Origin of the sequence: Acidovorax radicis N35 (assembly GCF_000204195.1) — a bacterium.
GTDB classification, from domain to species: domain Bacteria; phylum Pseudomonadota; class Gammaproteobacteria; order Burkholderiales; family Burkholderiaceae_C; genus Acidovorax; species Acidovorax radicis.
This window is the reverse complement of the sequence record NZ_AFBG01000006.1, coordinates 201,170-217,024: the sequence shown is the minus strand read 5'-3', so window position 1 is coordinate 217,024 and position 15,855 is coordinate 201,170. Positions and strand designations below refer to the sequence as shown.

Below are 15,855 nucleotides of genomic sequence, written 5' to 3'. Positions count from 1 at the left end.
TGTACGGTGGAGCAGTGGGGGCTGGTTGTCAATGTCGTCGTAGGAACACAACATCCCACACGCCGTGCCCCAGCCGCAGGCCACGGTTCTCGAACTTGGTCAGGGGCCGGTAGTCGGGCTGTGGGGCAAAGCCTGTGGCGGTGTTCTGCAGCAGGGGTTCGGCGCCCAGCACCTGCAGCATCTGCTCGGCATACGGCTGCCAGTCGGTGGCGCAGTGCAGGTAGCCGCCGGGCTTGAGGCGGGCGGCCAGCTTGGCCACAAGGGGGGACTGGATCAGGCGGCGCTTGTTGTGTTTGGTCTTGTGCCAGGGGTCGGGGAAGAAGATGTGCACACCATCGAAGCTGCCCTCGGGCAACATGTGGTCGATCACCTCCACGGCATCGTGCTGCAGGATGCGGATGTTGGTCAGCTCCTGCTCGCCAATGCGTTTGAGCAGCGCGCCCACGCCGGGCTCATGCACCTCGCAGCACAGGAAGTTGTCACCAGGGCGCACACGGGCGATGTGGGCCGTGGCCTCGCCCATGCCAAAGCCGATTTCAAGAATCAGCGGGGCCGTGCGACCAAAGGCAGCGGTGGCATCGAGCGGCGCGGGCACATAGGGCAGCACAAAGCGGGGGCCCAGGTCTTCAAAGGCCTTGGCCTGGCCGGTGGTGGTGCGGCCAGCACGGCGCACGAAGCTCTTGATGGTTTTGGGATGGGTCACGCCAGCGGGAGCCCCGCCAGGTGTGGTCGCGGGGGCTGCAGCGGGCGCAGCGGTGGGGGCAGAAGCGGTGGTCAGTTCGGTCACGGTGCGCCATTGTAGTTTCGTCGCCACGCTGCGACCCACAGGGTTAGCGCGTCCGAGATGCAACGAATGTGTGGATTTGGCAGTGGTGGCAGGCCCAGCACCTGCGCGGCGCTGGCCAGGGCCTGCAGCGGGTCGGCCAGGTCCAGCGCGCGTGCGCCGTTCTGCTTGGAGAGTTTTTCGCCGTTGTCGCCACATACCAGCGGCGTGTGCAGGTAGCGGGGCGTGGGCACGCCCAGGGCCTGCTGCAGCAGGATCTGGCGCGGGGTGTTGTCTGCCAGGTCTTCGCCGCGCACCACGTCGGTGATGCCCTGGTCGGCGTCGTCCACCACCACCGCCAACTGATAGGCCCAGAGCCCGTCGGCCCGGCGCAGGATGAAATCCCCCACGGCCTGCGTGACATCCTGGTGTTGTTCGCCCAGTCGGCGGTCGTGCCATTGCAGCAGGTGATTTGCTGCAGTATTTGTAGCTGTCAGCGCATGGCCATAAAGCGCAAGGGCCTGTTTTTGCTTGAAATCTGTGGCGTTGAACCGCCACGAACGTCCGGCGCGGCCCTGCAGCCCCTGGCGGCAGGTGCCCGGGTAGGGCAGTGCGGCATGTCGCTCGCGGGTGTGGCCCTGCGCGGCATGGGCGTCTTCGATGTCCTTGCGCGAGCAGGCGCAGGGGTAGGCGTGGCCCTGGGCCACCAATTGGTCCAGGGCCCGCTGGTAGAGCGGGCTGCGGGCGGATTGCCATTGGGGAGGGGCGTCGGGCACCAGGCCGCAGGTGGCCAGCTGCTGCAGGATGAATTCGTCTGCACCCGGCACGCAGCGCGGCGCGTCCACATCTTCCATGCGCACGAGCCATTGCCCTTGCTGGGCCCGTGCGTCCAGCCAGCTGGCCAGCGCCGCCACCAGCGAGCCCGCGTGCAGCGGACCCGTGGGCGAGGGCGCAAACCGTCCGATGTAGCGGGCCCCGGTGGCCGCGCCGTCCTCCGTCATGCCACGGCGAGTGCCAGTTCGAGTCCCGACACGAAGGCATCTTCCACCCGGTGGCCCAGGCACCAGTCGCCACAGGCGCCCAGGCCCATGGTGGCGTCCCACAGGTGGCTCTTGCCCAGTGGGTGGGTCGTCTGCGCATAGCGCCAGCGGCGCGTGTCGGCATGCGCGGGGGTGGCACGGATGCCCGTGACTTCGGCAAAGGCCTTGATGAGCTTGGCCTGCACGCGGGCTTCGTCGTCTTCCAGGTGTTCGGCCGACCAGGCAGGGCTGGCCTGCACCGTCCAGCGCTCCACGACGTTGCGGCCGGGCTTGGACGACTCGCGCGCCAGCCAGGCAATGCGGTGGTGCGTGCTGCGCGCGGCGTTCCACTGCGGACCCAGCGTGGTCAGGCCGGGGCGCACTGCGTGCGGGTAGGCCAGCATGAGCGTCCAGCACGGGGCAATGGCCACCTTGGAGAGGGCATCGGTCAACGGGGTGTCCACTGCGGAGCTGGCCAGCAGGGCCTGTGCGGGCACCGAAGGCTGGGCCAGCAACACCGCGTCGAACCCGGCATAGACACGCTGGGCACCCGCAGGTCCCTCGGTGCGCAGTTGCCAGCCGGGGGCATTCAGGGAATCAGGCTCGATGGCCGTGACACGGGTGTGGGTGATGAGCTGGCCGGCCTGCAGCAGCGGCTCGGCCCAGGCGCCCACGAGGGACTGCATGCCCGGGCTGGCCACCCAGTGCGCTTCGCGGTGGGGCAGGCCCGCGGCAGCCACACGCCCTGCGGCGTCGAGCACCTGCACGGAATTGGCGCTCCAGCGCTTGCAGATGCCGGGCACGGTGTCGATGGCGCGGGCAAAGCGCGGGTCGCGCACGGTGAAGTACTGGGCGCCAGCGTCAAAGTTGCCAAAAGGGGAGTCGATGGTGGCGGTGCGGCCGCCGGCCTGGGAGGATTTCTCGAACACCGTCACGCGGTGCCCGGCCTGCACCAGGGTGCGTGCGCAGGCTATGCCAGCCACGCCGGCGCCGATGATGGCGAAATGGCGCTGGGGCTTGCCGGAGCGCGCGGTGGGTGCCGCAGGGGCTGCAGGCATGGGGGCGCTGTTGCGTCGGAGCCGTTTGGCGGGAAGAGGATCAGGTTTGCTCATGGAAGGCCTTTCGGTGACGGTCGGCAAGTGAAATGCAATGCAAAACCAACAGGAACCACTCTACACGCGCCACAGCGTGCGGGCGCGTGCGCTGGGTCAGAAATGATGGTGGTTTTCCAGCAGAGCGCGGCGAGTGGCCGGGCTTTGCAGCTGGTTGAGCCACCACTGCAGTGCCCGCCCCGGTGCGGTGAAGCCGGGACCGCCCCAGGCGTAGTTCACGCGCACATTGCGGTCAGGGCGGGCCACGCGGCGGGCCACCAGCCGGCCTGCTTCGACATAGGGGCGCACCATGGGCTCGGGCAGAAAGCCGCCGCCCAGGCCGCGCAGCTGCACACGCACCTTGGCCTGCATGGTGTCCACGGTCAGCACGTCCTGCCCGCCGAGCAGGCCCATCGTGGCGCCACCGCGCGTGGCCGAATCGGCCACGGCCACGGCACGGTGCTGCAGCAGCATGGCATCGGTGATGGGCTCGGGCGCCGAGGCCAGGGGATGGTGGGGTGCCACCACATAGATGAACAGCAGGTCGCCCAGGGGCGCCTGCTGCAGGCCGGCCACACTGGCGCCAATCACCGATACGCCGATGGCCAGGTCGGCCCGGCCCGAGGTCAGCGCCTCCAGCGTGCCGGTCATGATGCCATCGCGCAGCTTCAGCCGCGTGGGGGGCGCCATGGCATAGAACGCGTCCACCAGTTCCAGCATGGTGTGGGGCGAGACCGCGCCATCGACCGAAATGGTGAGCTGGGGCTCCCAGCCCGTGGCCACGCGGCGCACACGATGGGCCACGGCATCAATCTCCTGCAGCAGCCGCACGCCCTCGCGCAGCAGCTCCGCACCGGCTTCGGTGGGCTTGGCCTGGCGCGCACTGCGGTCGAACAGCAGCACATCCAGCGCATCTTCGATCTGGCGCACGCGGTAGGTGAGGGCGCTGGGCACCAGACCCAGTTGCCGGGCGGCGGCGGCAAAGCTGCCCGCCTCCGCAATCACCTGCAGCATGGTCAGCGCATCGGGGGTAAGGACATCGCGTGCGTTTTGCATGGTGGCGCCATGTTAGTTCAGATTATTTGAACATTGCCATCAATTCATCAGCCCCCGCGCAGCACCCTGCAGTTCTACAGTCGGGGCTTGAAAGGAGCACTCACATGCTGACTGTTCGCAAATCCCAAGACCGGGGCCACGCCGACCATGGCTGGCTCAACTCTTTCCACAGCTTCTCGTTCGCCGGCTACTACGACCCGGCCCACATGGGCTTTGGCAATCTGCGCGTCATCAACGAAGACCGCATTGCCCCTGGCACCGGCTTTGGCACCCATGGCCACCGCGACATGGAAATCATCAGCTACGTGCTGTCGGGCGAACTGGCCCATAAGGACAGCATGGGCAATATCAAGGGCATCCCGCCTGGCGATGTGCAGCGCATGAGCGCGGGCACCGGGGTGCAGCACAGCGAGTTCAACCACGCGGCTGGGCAGACCACACACTTCCTGCAGATCTGGATCGAGCCGAATGTGCGTGGCATTCCACCCAGCTATGAGCAAAAGACGTTCGCCGAAGCGCAAAAACGCGGCGCGCTGCGCCTGGTGGCCTCGCCCGATGGGGCGCAAGACTCGGTGACGATCCATGCCGATGCAGCCTTGTATGCTGGCCTGCTCGATGGCGAAGAGGCTGTCGCGCTGACACTGGACCCGGCACGCAAGACCTATGTGCACCTGGTGCGCGGGGCGCTGCGGGCCAATGGCAATGTGCTGTCGGGCGGCGATGCCGTGCTGATGGAGCAAGAAACCGCCTTGTCGTTGACCGATGGCCACGACGCCGAGGTGCTGGTGTTTGATCTGGCCGCCTGACATTCGACATTCATTTTTCAACCCCCTTCACCGGAGTTCTTCACCATGTTCACATCTTTGCAAAACCCCCTGGCCCTGGCATCGCGCTTGCTGCTGGCCGCCCTGTTTCTGCCTGCGGGCATCAGCAAGCTCACCGGCTTTGCTGGCACCGTCGGCTACATCACATCCGTAGGCCTGCCTATGCCCACCGTGGCCGCCGCCGTGGCCGCAGCGGTGGAAGTGCTGGGCAGCCTGGCGCTGATCTTTGGCTTTGGTACACGTTTTGCGGCCCTGGCACTGGCGTTCTTCACGCTGGTGGCGAGCTTCTTCTTCCATGCGTTCTGGAATTTGCCCGCCGACAAACAAATGATGCAGCAGCTCCTGTTCTTCAAGAACGTGGGCGTGACCGGCGGCCTGCTGGCGCTCGCAGCGTTTGGCGCGGGCGGCTGGAGCCTGGATGCGCGCCAGTCTGGCCGCTGATCTGAGGCGAAGAGCCTGTTGTTGACTGCGGGACGGCCACTGCAGGCGTCCCATCCGTTTTTCCGTAGGTCTGTTTTTCCCTCGTTACCACTTGTTTCCACAGGAGTTCTCTCATGGCACACATCGCAGTTGTTTATCACTCGGGTTACGGTCACACACAGCGCCTGGCGCAGGCCGTGGCAGAGGGCGCTGGCGCCCAGTTGATCGCCATTGATGCCGAGGGCAACCTGCCCGAAGGCGGCTGGGAAACGCTGGCCGATGCCAGCGCCATCATCTTTGGCACCCCCACCTACATGGCCGGCCCCAGCTGGCAGTTCAAGAAGTTTGCCGATGCGTCGTCCAAGCCCTGGTTCAGCCAGGCCTGGAAGAACAAGCTTTTTGCGGGCTTCACCAACAGCGCCAGCACCAATGGCGACAAGCAGATCACGTTGGACTACCTGTTCCACCTGGCCATGCAGCACGGCGGCGTTTGGGTGGGCAACGGCATGATGCCCGCCAATTCCAAGGCCGCCACGCGCAACGACGTGAACTGGATTGGTTCCTTCAGTGGTGCCATGTCGCAGTCGCCGTCGGATGCCTCGGCCGCCGAGATGTTCCCTGGCGATCTGGAGACCGGCAAGCAGTTTGGCCAGCGTGTTGCGGACATGGCCGCCAAGCTGGGCAGCTGAAGCTGGTAGGCTGGCGACGTTGTTGTCCAGCCCTCAAGGAGCCCCCGATGAATCACTGTTTTTGCCTTGTCCCCGCCATGGATGCGATGGGAGTGTTGTCATGAACGCGCCCCTGCGTCTTTCGGGCCACGCCAAGGACCTGGGCGGTGGTTTCACGGTGCGGCGCCTTTTGCCGGCGGTGCAGCGCCAGGCCGTGGGGCCTTTCCTGTTCTTTGACCACTTTGGGCCGGTGACGGTGGAGCCCGATGCGGGCCACGATGTGCGGCCCCACCCCCACATCGGCCTGGCCACGGTGACCTACCTGTTCTCGGGCGCCATCATGCACCGCGACAGCCTGGGCTACGTGCAGCAGATCGAGCCTGGGGCCATCAACTGGATGACGGCGGGGCGCGGCATCGTGCATTCCGAGCGCCGTCCGCAGAATCTCGCAAACCAGGCCTATGTGAACCATGGCATCCAGCTGTGGGCTGCTTTGCCGGTGGCCCATGAAGAGGCCGATCCTTCGTTTGTGCACACGCCTGCCGCTGCCATTCCGCAGGTGCAGGTGGGAGATGCCACCGTGCGGGTGCTGATTGGGGAAGCCTTCGGGCAGACCTCTCCTGTTGCCACCTATTCCCGCACGCTGTACCTCGATGTGCAGTTGCCTGCGGGCGCCACACTGGAGATCCCCGCGCTCGTCCCGGAGATGGCGGTCTACACCGTGGATGCACCGGTCCAGCTCAACGGGGACACAGTGGACCCACAGCTTCTGGCAGTGGTGGAACCAGGGCGGTCCACACACCTTGCTGCGGGTGACAGCGCCGTGCGCCTGATGGTGATTGGTGGCGATGCACTGGATGTGCCGCGCCACATGTGGTGGAACTTTGTCTCCAGCCGCAAGGACCGCATCGTGCAGGCGGCCAGTGACTGGGATGCGCAGGCCATGGGGCAGGTGCCGGGCGAGGTGGAGTGGATTCCGTTGCCGGAGCGCCGCTTCAAGGCCTGACCTGGGCAAGGTTGTTGGCTTGAATTTTTGAAATTTCAAGCAAAATTGGCATCTGGCGCTTGATGGATAAGCGCTGATAGCTCACTTATTAATAGCGTTTTCGCTGCTGGCAGGCTCGGGGTCGGTCGAAAGGTCTGCCCCCAGCACCCTGCGTTCATCGAACACAAAACAGCCGCCGTGGTAGTGCGCGCCATCGGTGAGCTCAAAGTACTTGAGAATCCCGCCTTCGAGCTGGTAGACATGCGAGAGGCCTTCTTCGCGCATCAGGATCGCCGCCTTCTCGCAGCGGATGCCGCCGGTGCAGAAGCTCACCACGGTTTTGTCCTGCAGCTCGCTCTTGTGTGCCCGCAGGGCTGGCGGGAACTCGGTGAACTTGTCGATGCGCCAGTCGATGGCGTTGTCGAAAGTGCCGCGGTCCACCTCGAAGGCGTTGCGCGTGTCGAGCGTCACCACCTCGCGCCCTTCGTCGTCATGCCCTTGTGCCAGCCAGCGGTGCAGGGTGATGGGGTCCACCGACGGCGCCCGGCCCTGGGCGGGCTGGATGGTGGGGTGGTCCATGCGAATGATCTCGCGCTTGACCTTGACCAGCATCTTGCGAAACGGCACCGTGGCCGACCAGCTCTCCTTGGGCTCCAGATCGGCAAAACGGGCATCGGTGCGCAGCGCATCGACAAAACCGTGCACGGTCTCGGCCGGTCCTGCCAGAAAGAAATTGATACCTTCCTCGGCCAACAGGATGGTGCCCTTGAGGCCTGCCGCAGTGGCGCGCCCATGCAGCACCTCGCGCAGTGCTGCCGCATCGGGCAAAGGCACGAACTTGTAGCAGGAGATATTCAGGACGGTGTCGATGGGGTTCACGGCAAATCAGCGCAATGGGGTCGCGTTTCCACTCGGATCAAGGCAACTTCTTGGGGTTCCGCGCAGCGCACCGCGCCGCTGTGGAGCGCCGGTGCCTGCGGGTTTCTCAGGCAGCCGGTGTCAGCAGCGTGGTTTCGATTTTGTTGGCCAGCTGGGCGATGGCCAGGGCCGCAGGGCAGCCCGGGGTTTGCAGCAACAGCAACTGCCGGCGCATCACGGCATCGCGTACCGAAGGGTCGGCCGGAATGTCGCCCATGTGAATCAGGCGCATGGGGCGGCCGGATTCAGTGGTCACAAAGCGGTCCAGCACCTGCTGCAGCTGGCTGGTGATGGCACGGCCGTCGCCCGGGCGTGCGGCCTGGTTGATGACCATGCGCACATGCTGGCGTTTTTGCTGCATGGCCAGCACCTTGATGGCGGCGTAGGCGTCGGTCAGCGAGGTGGGTTCGGGCGTGGCCACGATGAGCACCTCGGAGGCCAGCGAAATGGAGAACAGCACCACGTCGGAGATACCGGCGCCGGTGTCCAGCAGCACCACGTCGTACTGGGGTGTGAGCGCCTGGATCACGCTCAGGAACTGGTTGCGCACCTCAGGCGTCAGGCGCGAATACTCGACCATGCCCGAGCCCGCCAGCAGCACGTCGAAGCCGCCCGGGGCCTGGATCACGGCATCTTCGAGGGTGGCTTTGCCGGTGAAGACGTCGTGCAGGGTGATCTTGGGGTGCAGGTTCAGCACCACATCCAGGTTGGCCAGGCCCAAGTCGGCGTCGAGCACCAGCACGCGCTGGCCACGCCGGGTGAGGGCTGCTGCCAGGTTGGCCGAAACGAAGGTCTTGCCAACCCCGCCCTTGCCGCTGGTGACGGCAATGATGCGGGCCCCCCCAGGACTGGGGGCGTGTGGCGTGGCCGAGCCTGCAGGGGCTGCTGGCGATGTGGGTGGGGGAGGGGACAGCGCGTCGCTCATCATCTAACTTTCAGTAGGCGCTGCCTGTTGGGTTGGGGTCCAGCGGGGGCAGGTCGCCCCAACCCGAGGGGGTGTAGAGCGGGCCAAACAACAGGCTTTTCTCTTCGGCACTGACCGTGCTGTCGGGTTGCTCCTCGATGCTGACGCGGTTGCGGCCTTCTGCCTTGGCTTGGTAGAGCTGGTGGTCGGCACGGTCGGTCCACAGCAAGGTGGTGGAGCGGATCCACTGCATGGCAAAGGCACCGCCAATGCTGACTGAAACATTGAGCTCCACAGAGCCGGAGACCTTGATGGGGGTGTTGGCCACTGCGCGCCGGATGCGCTCGGCCACCACGCGGCCAAAGCCAGCCTGGCATGCAGGGAGCACCACGGCAAATTCTTCGCCACCGTACCGCGCCAGCGTGTCCATGGGGCGCACGCAGGCACTGAGCGTGCGCGCCACCGACTGCAGCACGATGTCGCCGGCCAGATGGCCGTGCGTATCGTTCACTTTCTTGAAGTGGTCGATGTCCAGCATCAGCAGCAACGCTGCCTCGCCCGAGCGGGTGACACGGTCGATTTCGCGTTCCAGCACGGCACGGAAGTGCCGGCGGTTGGCCAGGCCGGTGAGAGGGTCTTTGAGGGAGAGTTCGCACAGGCCGTCGATCAGGCCTTGCAGGTAGCGCGAGGGCATCTCGCGGTGCAATGCTGCTTCGCTGCCGCCGGCCTGAGCCACCAGCGCGTGGGCAGTATCCAGGCGAAGGTCGCGCAGATCTACCAGATGAGAGGCCGCAGAGTCAGACACAAATGGAGCAAAGAAAGTTGATGAAGTGTACCAGTGCGCCGGTAAGAAAGCCCCTGGCCCCAGGTCTAGGTGAAACCCGCAGCAGCGCTGGGAAAATGGGGGTGAAAGGCCCCGGCTTCAAACCCGTTTCACGGGCTGCGGCAACTGCTGCAACGCCACCAGCGCTTCGCCGTCCGTGCGGTACATCGCCAGGCCGATATTGGGCTCCAGTAAACCTGCCTGGCGCAGCACCTGCTCCGCAGGCAGTTTGAGGCCACTGAGGTGCAGCGTGCCACCCCGCGATTGCAGCAGTGCCAGCAACTGCGCAAAAGTCTCTACGCCCGTCACGTCGATGCGGTTTATGGGCTGGGCCATCAGGCACAGGTGCACCACGTCGGGATGGCTGGCCAGGTGTTCGGTGACACGCCGCTCGAGGGCGCTGGCGGACGCAAAATCCAGCTCGGCATCCATGCGCAGGGCCAGCAGCCGGGGGGCAAGGGCGGGCAGATGCCACAGGTGGCGGTCGCGCAGGCTGCCATCCGGGTGCAGGCCCACCTCGATGATGCGGGGGTGCAGCCGCTGGTACAGGAAGTGGCTCAGGTTCATCAGCAGGCCCACCAGCACGCCCCAGTACATGCGCGGGGCCGTGGCCAGCGTCAGCGCGAAGGTCACGCCGCCGATCACGGCCTCCACCCGCGAAACCCGCCACAGGCGCAGCAGCGTGCCTGGTTTGATGAGGCTGGTCACGGCGGTCACCACCACGGCGGCCAGCACCGACTGCGGCACGTGGTACAGCGCCGGGGTCAGCCACAACAGCACCACCAGCACCAGGGCAATCGCAAACAGCGTGGCCCAGCCACTCTTGGCACCCGCATACAAGTTGATGGCCGAGCGTGAGAACGAGGCACTGGTCGCAAAGCTGCCGCACAGCCCGCTGCTGATCTTGGCCAAGCCCTGCCCGATCAGATCCTGGTTTTCGTTCCAGCGCTCGCCGGACCGCTGGCTTTCTACCTTGGCGCTCGATGCGGTCTCCAGAAAACTCACCAGCGTGACGACCAGCACCGGCATCACCAGTGCGGAGAAGCTGGACCACGGCAGAGCACCGGGCCAATAAGGGGCAGGCAGGCCCGAGGGCAATGTGCCCACCACGGCCCCGCCAGCGCTGGCGTAGTCCAGCGCCCAGCTCAACGCGCCAGCCGCTCCCACCACCACGATGGCCGCAGGAAAGTTCGGCCGCCAGCGGCGCGCCAGCATCAGCAGCGCCAGGCTGCCCAGGCCAAAGGCGGCCGCAGTCAGGTCAAACAGCCCAGGCGAGGGCGTGGACAGCAGTGCCCCCCAGTCTGAGCGCAACCCGGTGAGTGCAGCCAGTTGTGAGCCCAGGATCAACAGCGCCGCGGCCTGGGTGAACCCGCTGAGCACCGGAGACGTCACCAGATTGAGCAGCCAGCCAAAGCGCGCCAGCCCCATCACCAGCTGCAGCAACCCCGACAAGAGGGCGATCCATGCCGCCATGGCCACCCATTGCACGCTGCCAGGCTCGGCCAGCCCGGTGAGCGAGGCCCCAATCAGCAGGCTGGTGAGCGCGGTGGGGCCCACGCCCAGGCGTGTGGAGGCGCTGAACAGCACCGCCACCAGCGCGGGGATCAGCGAGGCATAGATGCCCGTCACCAAAGGCATGCCGGCCAGCGCCGCATAGGCAACCCCCTGCGGGACGAGCATCAGCCCCACCGTCATGCCAGCCCAGAATTCGCCTTTGATCAAGGTGCGGTCGGGCCGCGGCCAGGAAAGAAACGGAAGCCAACGGGTCAACGACACAGCGTGAAAAAACATGGGTACATTGTCGCGCCTGGGCCGCTGCTGCCAGATTCTCGAAATTGTCGGCATCGTCCTACAGGCGCCTAGGTCGCATCCGACCTAGCGCCTACCGGCCAGCGTTTACAGTCTCGCCATGTTTTTACCGCAAGGAGTTTCCGCATGAACAACCTGATGATTTCCCAGCGTCCTGCACACCGTATTGCAACCATCCTGGCCGTGAGCGCCCTGGCCCTGGGCCTGTCTGCCTGCGGCAAGAAGGAAGAGCCCACTGCGGGCCAGCGCCTGGACTCTGCCGTCGCAAAAACCGAGCAGGCCGCCGCCGAAGCCCGTGCCAAGGCAGAAAGCGCCATGCAGAACGCCGAAACCAAGGTGGAGCAGGGTGCTGCGAACGCCGAATCTTCGGTGAAGGAAGCCGCCAACAAGGGCATGGTTTTTCTGAGCGACGCAGAAATCACCGCGCAGATCAGCGCCAGCCTTGCCAAGGACCCCGACCTGAGCGCGGTGAAGATCAATGTCGATACGGCCAATGGCCGTGTCACCTTGAAGGGCCCCGCACCCTCCACCGTGGCCCGTGAGCGCGCCGAAGGCATCGCCAAGGCCGTGAATGGCGTGAGTTCTGTGAACAACCAGCTGGTGGTGAGCGCCAGCTGAAACGCGGGCTGACCTCTGCCCCAGCGCTGCAGTCCACACTGTAGACGCCACGCGCCGCCCGGGTTCACGCCCTGGCGGCGCGCTACCATGGCTGGCATGAAAGAGCATGACACCGACCTCGCCACCCGCATCGTCCACCACGACTACGTTCCGCCTGCAGGGTTCGTAGCACCTCAGCCGGGGGTCTACAAGGCCTCCACGGTCATCTTCCCCAACGTCGCAGCCATGCGCTCACGCGAATGGAAGGACAAAAGCGGCTACACCTACGGGCTGCATGGCACGCCCACCACCTTCATCCTGGAAGAGCGCCTGTGTGCACTGGAGGGGGGCCTTCAGTGCCTGCTCGTGCCCAGCGGCCTGGCGGCCATTGCCAACGTGGCCCTGGCGTTGCTCAAGCCCGGGGATGAAGTGCTGATTCCCGACAACGCCTACGGTCCGGGCAAGGACCTCGCCAACGGCGAATTGGCGCGTTTTGGCATTACCCATGTGTTCTATGACCCGCTGGACCCGACCGACCTGGCGGTCCGCATCACGCCCGCCACCCGGCTGGTGTGGCTGGAGGCACCAGGTTCCGTCAGCATGGAGTTTCCGGACCTGTGCGAGCAGGTGCGCATCTGCCGCGCGCGCGGCGTGACCACGGCGCTGGACAACACCTGGGGCGCAGGGCTGGCGTTTGCGCCGTTTGACCTGACTGGTGACGGCAGCCTTGGGGTGGATATCTCGGCCCACGCGCTCACCAAATACCCGAGCGGCGGGGGCGATGTGCTCATGGGAAGTGTCGTGACGCGGGACCCGGGCCTGCACATGAAGATCAAGCTCACCCACATGCGGCTGGGCCTGGGCGTGGGCGTGAACGATGTGGAAGCCGTGTTGCGCTCGCTGCCCAGCATCGGCCTGCGCTACCGTGCCCATGACGAGGCGGCCCGCAGCCTGGCGCTGTGGCTGCAGCACCAGCCTGCCATCGCGCAGGTGTTGCACCCCGCGCTGGAGGGAGCGCCTGGCCACGCGCACTGGAAAGCGCTGTGCGGTGCAGCGCGTGCGGGGCAGGGCGCTGCGGCGGGGCTTTTCAGCGTGATGATCGATGCGCGCTATACGCAGCAGCAGGTGGATGCTTTCTGTGACGGCCTGCGCCTGTTCAAGCTGGGCTACAGCTGGGGCGGCCCCATGAGCCTGGTGGTGCCCTACAACATCGCTGGCATGCGCAGCCGCCCGCCCACCCATCTCAAACCAGGCACGCTGGTGCGGTTTTCGATTGGACTGGAAGCGGTGGAAGACCTGCGGCGGGATCTCCAGCAAGCCATGGAGCACGCCTTTCCGGTGGTGTGAGTCCTGTCTTTGGGGGCGGGGTGGTAGTTTCCGCAGTGGCGCAGGGCCCAGGGGTGGCTTAGTGTGAGGGATAGCGGTTTTGCCGCAGCCATTTCAACGTCCAGCCTGCATGAACGCCACACCCTCCAACCCCGTCCCTGAGTCTGCCGACCCGGCCAGGCCACCTGCACCGGATGCCCAGGCGGCCCAGCCCGTCACCCTGCAGCGGCTGGGGTTGGCCGATCCGTTCCGCTGGCTGGCCAAGGGCTTGCAGGATGTGCGCGCCGCCCCCGGCATTGCCGTGTTCTATGGCGTGTGCTTCTGGGGCATGGCGCTAGTGTTGGGCTGGGTGTTCCGCACACGGCCCGAATACACCATGTCCCTGGCCAGTGGTTGCCTGCTGCTCGGTCCTTTTCTGGCCATGGGGCTTTACGACACCAGTCGCAGGCGCGAGGCGGGGCTCCAGCCCGCGCTGAGCGAGTCGCTCACGTGCTGGGACAGCCACATAGGCAGCATGGGCATGCTGGTGCTCGTGCTGGTGGTGCTGGAGCTGCTGTGGGGGCGCGCGTCGCTGGTGGTGTTTGCCGTGTTTTTCAACACCGGCATGCCCTCCACCACGGGTGTGCTGCAAGCGATTTTCAACCCGCAGAACTGGAGCTTTGTGGCGGTGTACGCCTTGGTGGGCGGTATGTTTGCCGCGCTGGTGTTTTCCACCTCCGTGGTGTCCATCCCGATGATTCTGGACCGCGATACCGACGCCCTGACCGCCGGCATTACCAGCATGCGTGTGGTGCTGGAGAACCCCTTGGTCATGTTGCTCTGGGGAGCCCTCATCACCACCATCGTGGCGCTTTCGCTCTGGTTCTGGGGTGTCGGGCTGCTTCTGGCCGGCCCGGTGCTGGGCTTTGCCAGCTGGCATGCGTACCGCGCATCAGTAACCCCACCCAATACCATCTCGGCGGGAGCCTGAAAAAGGCCCATCCTGTTACAGTGAGTCTCTACTTCAGGAAGCAATTACCTTGGCAACACCCAACTACGGATACGAAAAACGCCAGCGCGAACTCGCCAAAAAGAAAAAAAAGGAAGAGAAGCTGAGATCCAAAACACAACAAAGGTCGGACGATCCGCAGGGTAACCAGCCCGCAGACGACCAGCCAGCGGGCGAAGCGGGGGCACCCGATCAGCCTGCAAGCGCCCCTGGCGGCTGACGCGCCCGCTGCGCTTCAGCGCAGCAGTTTTTTGAGTTCCGGCCACACATTGGCCAGCATCTGCGGATGCGCCTCGGCGCGCGGATGGATGCGGTCAGGCTGGAACAGGCGGGCCGGATCGGGCCCGTCGGCCACACCTTTCAGGAAGAAAGGCACCACGGCCACCTTCTGGGCCTTGGCCACCGTGGTAAACAGGCCCGCGAACCGGTTCGCATAGTCAGTGCCATAGTTGGGCGGCACCTGCATTCCCACCAACAGCACCTTGGCCCCCGCGTTCTGGGCTGCCTGGGTCATCCAGACCAGGTTCTCCTCGGTATTCTTGAGCGGCAGCCCGCGCAGGGCATCGTTGCCCCCCAGTTCAATCACCACATGGCTCGGCTTGTGCTGCGCCAGCAGCGCCGCCAGGCGCGCGCGGCCACCCGAGGTGGTTTCGCCGCTCACGCTGGCGTTGACCACGGTGGCCGTCAGTTTTTCCTGGGCCAGCTGTTTTTCGAGCAAGGCCACCCAGCCCGTGCCGCGCGCAAGGCCATATTCGGCGCTCAGAGAATCCCCCAGCACCAGAACCACCGGCTGCCGTGCCTGCGCAGCTGCCGTCTTCGGGGCCGCCTGGGCGAAGGCGTGCGGCGCCGAAAGCCCCACCACCAGGCCGACCGATGCGCTCAGGATAAAGTGGCGCCGTTGCTGCAGATATCGAATCAAAGTAAAGAGCCTTTCATGTCCGAATCCTCCCCATTGCCCAAGACACCGCCCGCCGCACCCATCATTGCCGTGGAGCATGTCTTCAAGTCGGTGACGGATTCCACCGGAACCCTCGACATTCTGCGGGATATCGATTTCCGCCTGGCTGCCAGGGAAACTGCCGCCATCGTGGGCGCCTCGGGCTCGGGCAAGAGCACCTTGCTGTCCATCATCGCGGGGCTCGACACCCCCAGCCGTGGCACAGTGCGGCTTGATGGCCATGACCTCTTTGCCATTGACGAGGATGCCCGCGCGGCGCTGCGCGCCCAGAAGGTGGGCTTTGTGTTCCAGAGCTTTCAGCTCATGGGCAACCTCACGGCGCTGGAGAACGTGATGTTGCCGCTGGAGCTGGCCAATCGCCGCGATGCCCGCAAGGCCGCCGCCGACATGCTGGCCCGCGTGGGGCTGGGCCAGCGCCTTTCGCACTACCCCAAGGTGCTCTCGGGTGGCGAGCAACAGCGCGTGGCGCTGGCGCGGGCCTTTGTGGTCCAGCCGGCCGTGCTGCTGGCCGACGAGCCGACCGGCAGTCTCGACTTTGCCACCGGCGAGACCATCATGAAGCTCATGTTCGACCTGAACCGGGAACAGGGCACAACGCTGGTGCTGGTCACCCATGATCGCGCCATCGCCGAGCAGTGCGAGCGGCGCATTACCATCGAGGCCGGGCGGGTGGTGTAAGCGCCATTTGCAGCGCTGAGAGGGATGG

Annotated in this window: 18 protein-coding genes; 9 read left to right on the top strand and 9 right to left on the bottom strand. The window is 65.6% G+C overall.

What is annotated here, in order from left to right:
- Positions 1 to 28: 28 nt before the first annotated feature.
- From trmB to ARADN35_RS0102270, 4 genes are all read right to left on the bottom strand, one after another.
- Positions 29 to 787 (bottom strand): tRNA (guanosine(46)-N7)-methyltransferase TrmB, encoded by a 759-nt coding sequence (gene trmB / locus ARADN35_RS0102285; protein WP_010458549.1) that lies wholly within the window; start codon positions 785 to 787, stop codon positions 29 to 31.
- Complete coding sequence (gluQRS, locus tag ARADN35_RS0102280; protein WP_010458548.1) at positions 784 to 1,764, bottom strand: tRNA glutamyl-Q(34) synthetase GluQRS; 981 nt, start codon at positions 1,762 to 1,764, stop codon at positions 784 to 786. Before gluQRS ends, trmB begins: the two co-directional genes overlap by 4 nt.
- Positions 1,761 to 2,840 carry an NAD(P)/FAD-dependent oxidoreductase gene (locus ARADN35_RS0102275; protein WP_010458547.1) on the bottom strand — a complete coding sequence of 360 codons (1,080 nt, stop codon included), beginning with the start codon at positions 2,838 to 2,840 and terminating at the stop codon, positions 1,761 to 1,763. The genes gluQRS and ARADN35_RS0102275 overlap by 4 nt, the downstream gene beginning before the upstream one ends.
- A 150-nt stretch (positions 2,841 to 2,990) precedes the next feature.
- Positions 2,991 to 3,929 (bottom strand): LysR family transcriptional regulator, encoded by a 939-nt coding sequence (locus tag ARADN35_RS0102270; protein WP_010458546.1) that lies wholly within the window; start codon positions 3,927 to 3,929, stop codon positions 2,991 to 2,993.
- A gap of 104 nt (positions 3,930 to 4,033) precedes the next feature.
- On the opposite strand from ARADN35_RS0102270, the gene ARADN35_RS0102265 reads away from it, so the two are divergent.
- The 4 genes from ARADN35_RS0102265 to ARADN35_RS0102250 all read left to right on the top strand — a co-directional run bounded on the left by ARADN35_RS0102265 (position 4,034) and on the right by ARADN35_RS0102250 (position 6,847).
- A complete protein-coding gene (locus ARADN35_RS0102265) occupies positions 4,034 to 4,735 on the top strand; it encodes a pirin family protein (protein ID WP_010458545.1) in 702 nt (233 codons plus the stop codon).
- Between the two features lie 45 nt (positions 4,736 to 4,780).
- The gene (locus tag ARADN35_RS0102260; RefSeq protein ID WP_010458542.1) at positions 4,781 to 5,194 is read left to right on the top strand and encodes a DoxX family protein; all 414 of its coding nucleotides are present in this window, start codon (positions 4,781 to 4,783) and stop codon (positions 5,192 to 5,194) included.
- Between the two features lie 113 nt (positions 5,195 to 5,307).
- Complete coding sequence (locus ARADN35_RS0102255; protein WP_010458541.1) at positions 5,308 to 5,862, top strand: flavodoxin family protein; 555 nt, start codon at positions 5,308 to 5,310, stop codon at positions 5,860 to 5,862.
- Positions 5,863 to 5,962: 100 nt separating this feature from the next.
- Positions 5,963 to 6,847, top strand: coding sequence for a pirin family protein (locus ARADN35_RS0102250; protein WP_010458539.1), 885 nt, complete (start codon positions 5,963 to 5,965; stop codon positions 6,845 to 6,847).
- 81 nt (positions 6,848 to 6,928) lie between these two features.
- On the opposite strand, the gene ARADN35_RS0102245 is transcribed toward ARADN35_RS0102250, so the two are convergent.
- The 4 genes from ARADN35_RS0102245 to ARADN35_RS0102230 all read right to left on the bottom strand — a co-directional run bounded on the left by ARADN35_RS0102245 (position 6,929) and on the right by ARADN35_RS0102230 (position 11,262).
- On the bottom strand, positions 6,929 to 7,696 hold the full coding sequence (locus ARADN35_RS0102245) for a sulfurtransferase (RefSeq protein ID WP_035198073.1): 768 nt from the start codon (positions 7,694 to 7,696) through the stop codon (positions 6,929 to 6,931).
- Positions 7,697 to 7,811: 115 nt separating this feature from the next.
- Positions 7,812 to 8,669, bottom strand: coding sequence for a MinD/ParA family protein (locus ARADN35_RS0102240; RefSeq protein ID WP_010458536.1), 858 nt, complete (start codon positions 8,667 to 8,669; stop codon positions 7,812 to 7,814).
- Positions 8,670 to 8,679: 10 nt separating this feature from the next.
- Positions 8,680 to 9,453, bottom strand: a complete 774-nt coding sequence (locus ARADN35_RS0102235; RefSeq protein ID WP_029412971.1) for a GGDEF domain-containing protein — start codon at positions 9,451 to 9,453, stop codon at positions 8,680 to 8,682.
- A 117-nt stretch (positions 9,454 to 9,570) separates the two neighbouring features.
- Positions 9,571 to 11,262, bottom strand: a complete 1,692-nt coding sequence (locus tag ARADN35_RS0102230) for a SulP family inorganic anion transporter (RefSeq protein ID WP_010458532.1) — start codon at positions 11,260 to 11,262, stop codon at positions 9,571 to 9,573.
- A 144-nt stretch (positions 11,263 to 11,406) separates the two neighbouring features.
- On the opposite strand from ARADN35_RS0102230, the gene ARADN35_RS0102225 reads away from it, so the two are divergent.
- From ARADN35_RS0102225 to ARADN35_RS27130, 4 genes are all read left to right on the top strand, one after another.
- The gene (locus tag ARADN35_RS0102225) at positions 11,407 to 11,898 is read left to right on the top strand and encodes a BON domain-containing protein (protein WP_010458530.1); all 492 of its coding nucleotides are present in this window, start codon (positions 11,407 to 11,409) and stop codon (positions 11,896 to 11,898) included.
- An 87-nt stretch (positions 11,899 to 11,985) separates the two neighbouring features.
- Positions 11,986 to 13,224: a PLP-dependent transferase gene (locus tag ARADN35_RS0102220; RefSeq protein WP_010458528.1), complete on the top strand. Its 1,239-nt coding sequence runs from the start codon at positions 11,986 to 11,988 to the stop codon at positions 13,222 to 13,224.
- Positions 13,225 to 13,333: 109 nt separating this feature from the next.
- On the top strand, positions 13,334 to 14,173 hold the full coding sequence (locus ARADN35_RS0102215; protein ID WP_010458526.1) for a DUF2189 domain-containing protein: 840 nt from the start codon (positions 13,334 to 13,336) through the stop codon (positions 14,171 to 14,173).
- A gap of 49 nt (positions 14,174 to 14,222) precedes the next feature.
- A complete protein-coding gene (locus ARADN35_RS27130) occupies positions 14,223 to 14,411 on the top strand; it encodes a hypothetical protein (RefSeq protein WP_081474547.1) in 189 nt (62 codons plus the stop codon).
- Between the two features lie 15 nt (positions 14,412 to 14,426).
- Here the strand turns inward: ARADN35_RS27130 and ARADN35_RS0102210 are convergent, their stop codons facing one another.
- Positions 14,427 to 15,110, bottom strand: a complete 684-nt coding sequence (locus ARADN35_RS0102210) for an arylesterase (RefSeq protein ID WP_010458525.1) — start codon at positions 15,108 to 15,110, stop codon at positions 14,427 to 14,429.
- Positions 15,111 to 15,125: 15 nt separating this feature from the next.
- Here ARADN35_RS0102210 and ARADN35_RS0102205 point away from each other — a divergent pair, with 15 nt between their 5' ends.
- Positions 15,126 to 15,827: an ABC transporter ATP-binding protein gene (locus ARADN35_RS0102205; RefSeq protein ID WP_010458524.1), complete on the top strand. Its 702-nt coding sequence runs from the start codon at positions 15,126 to 15,128 to the stop codon at positions 15,825 to 15,827.
- The last annotated feature ends 28 nt before the right edge of the window (positions 15,828 to 15,855 follow it).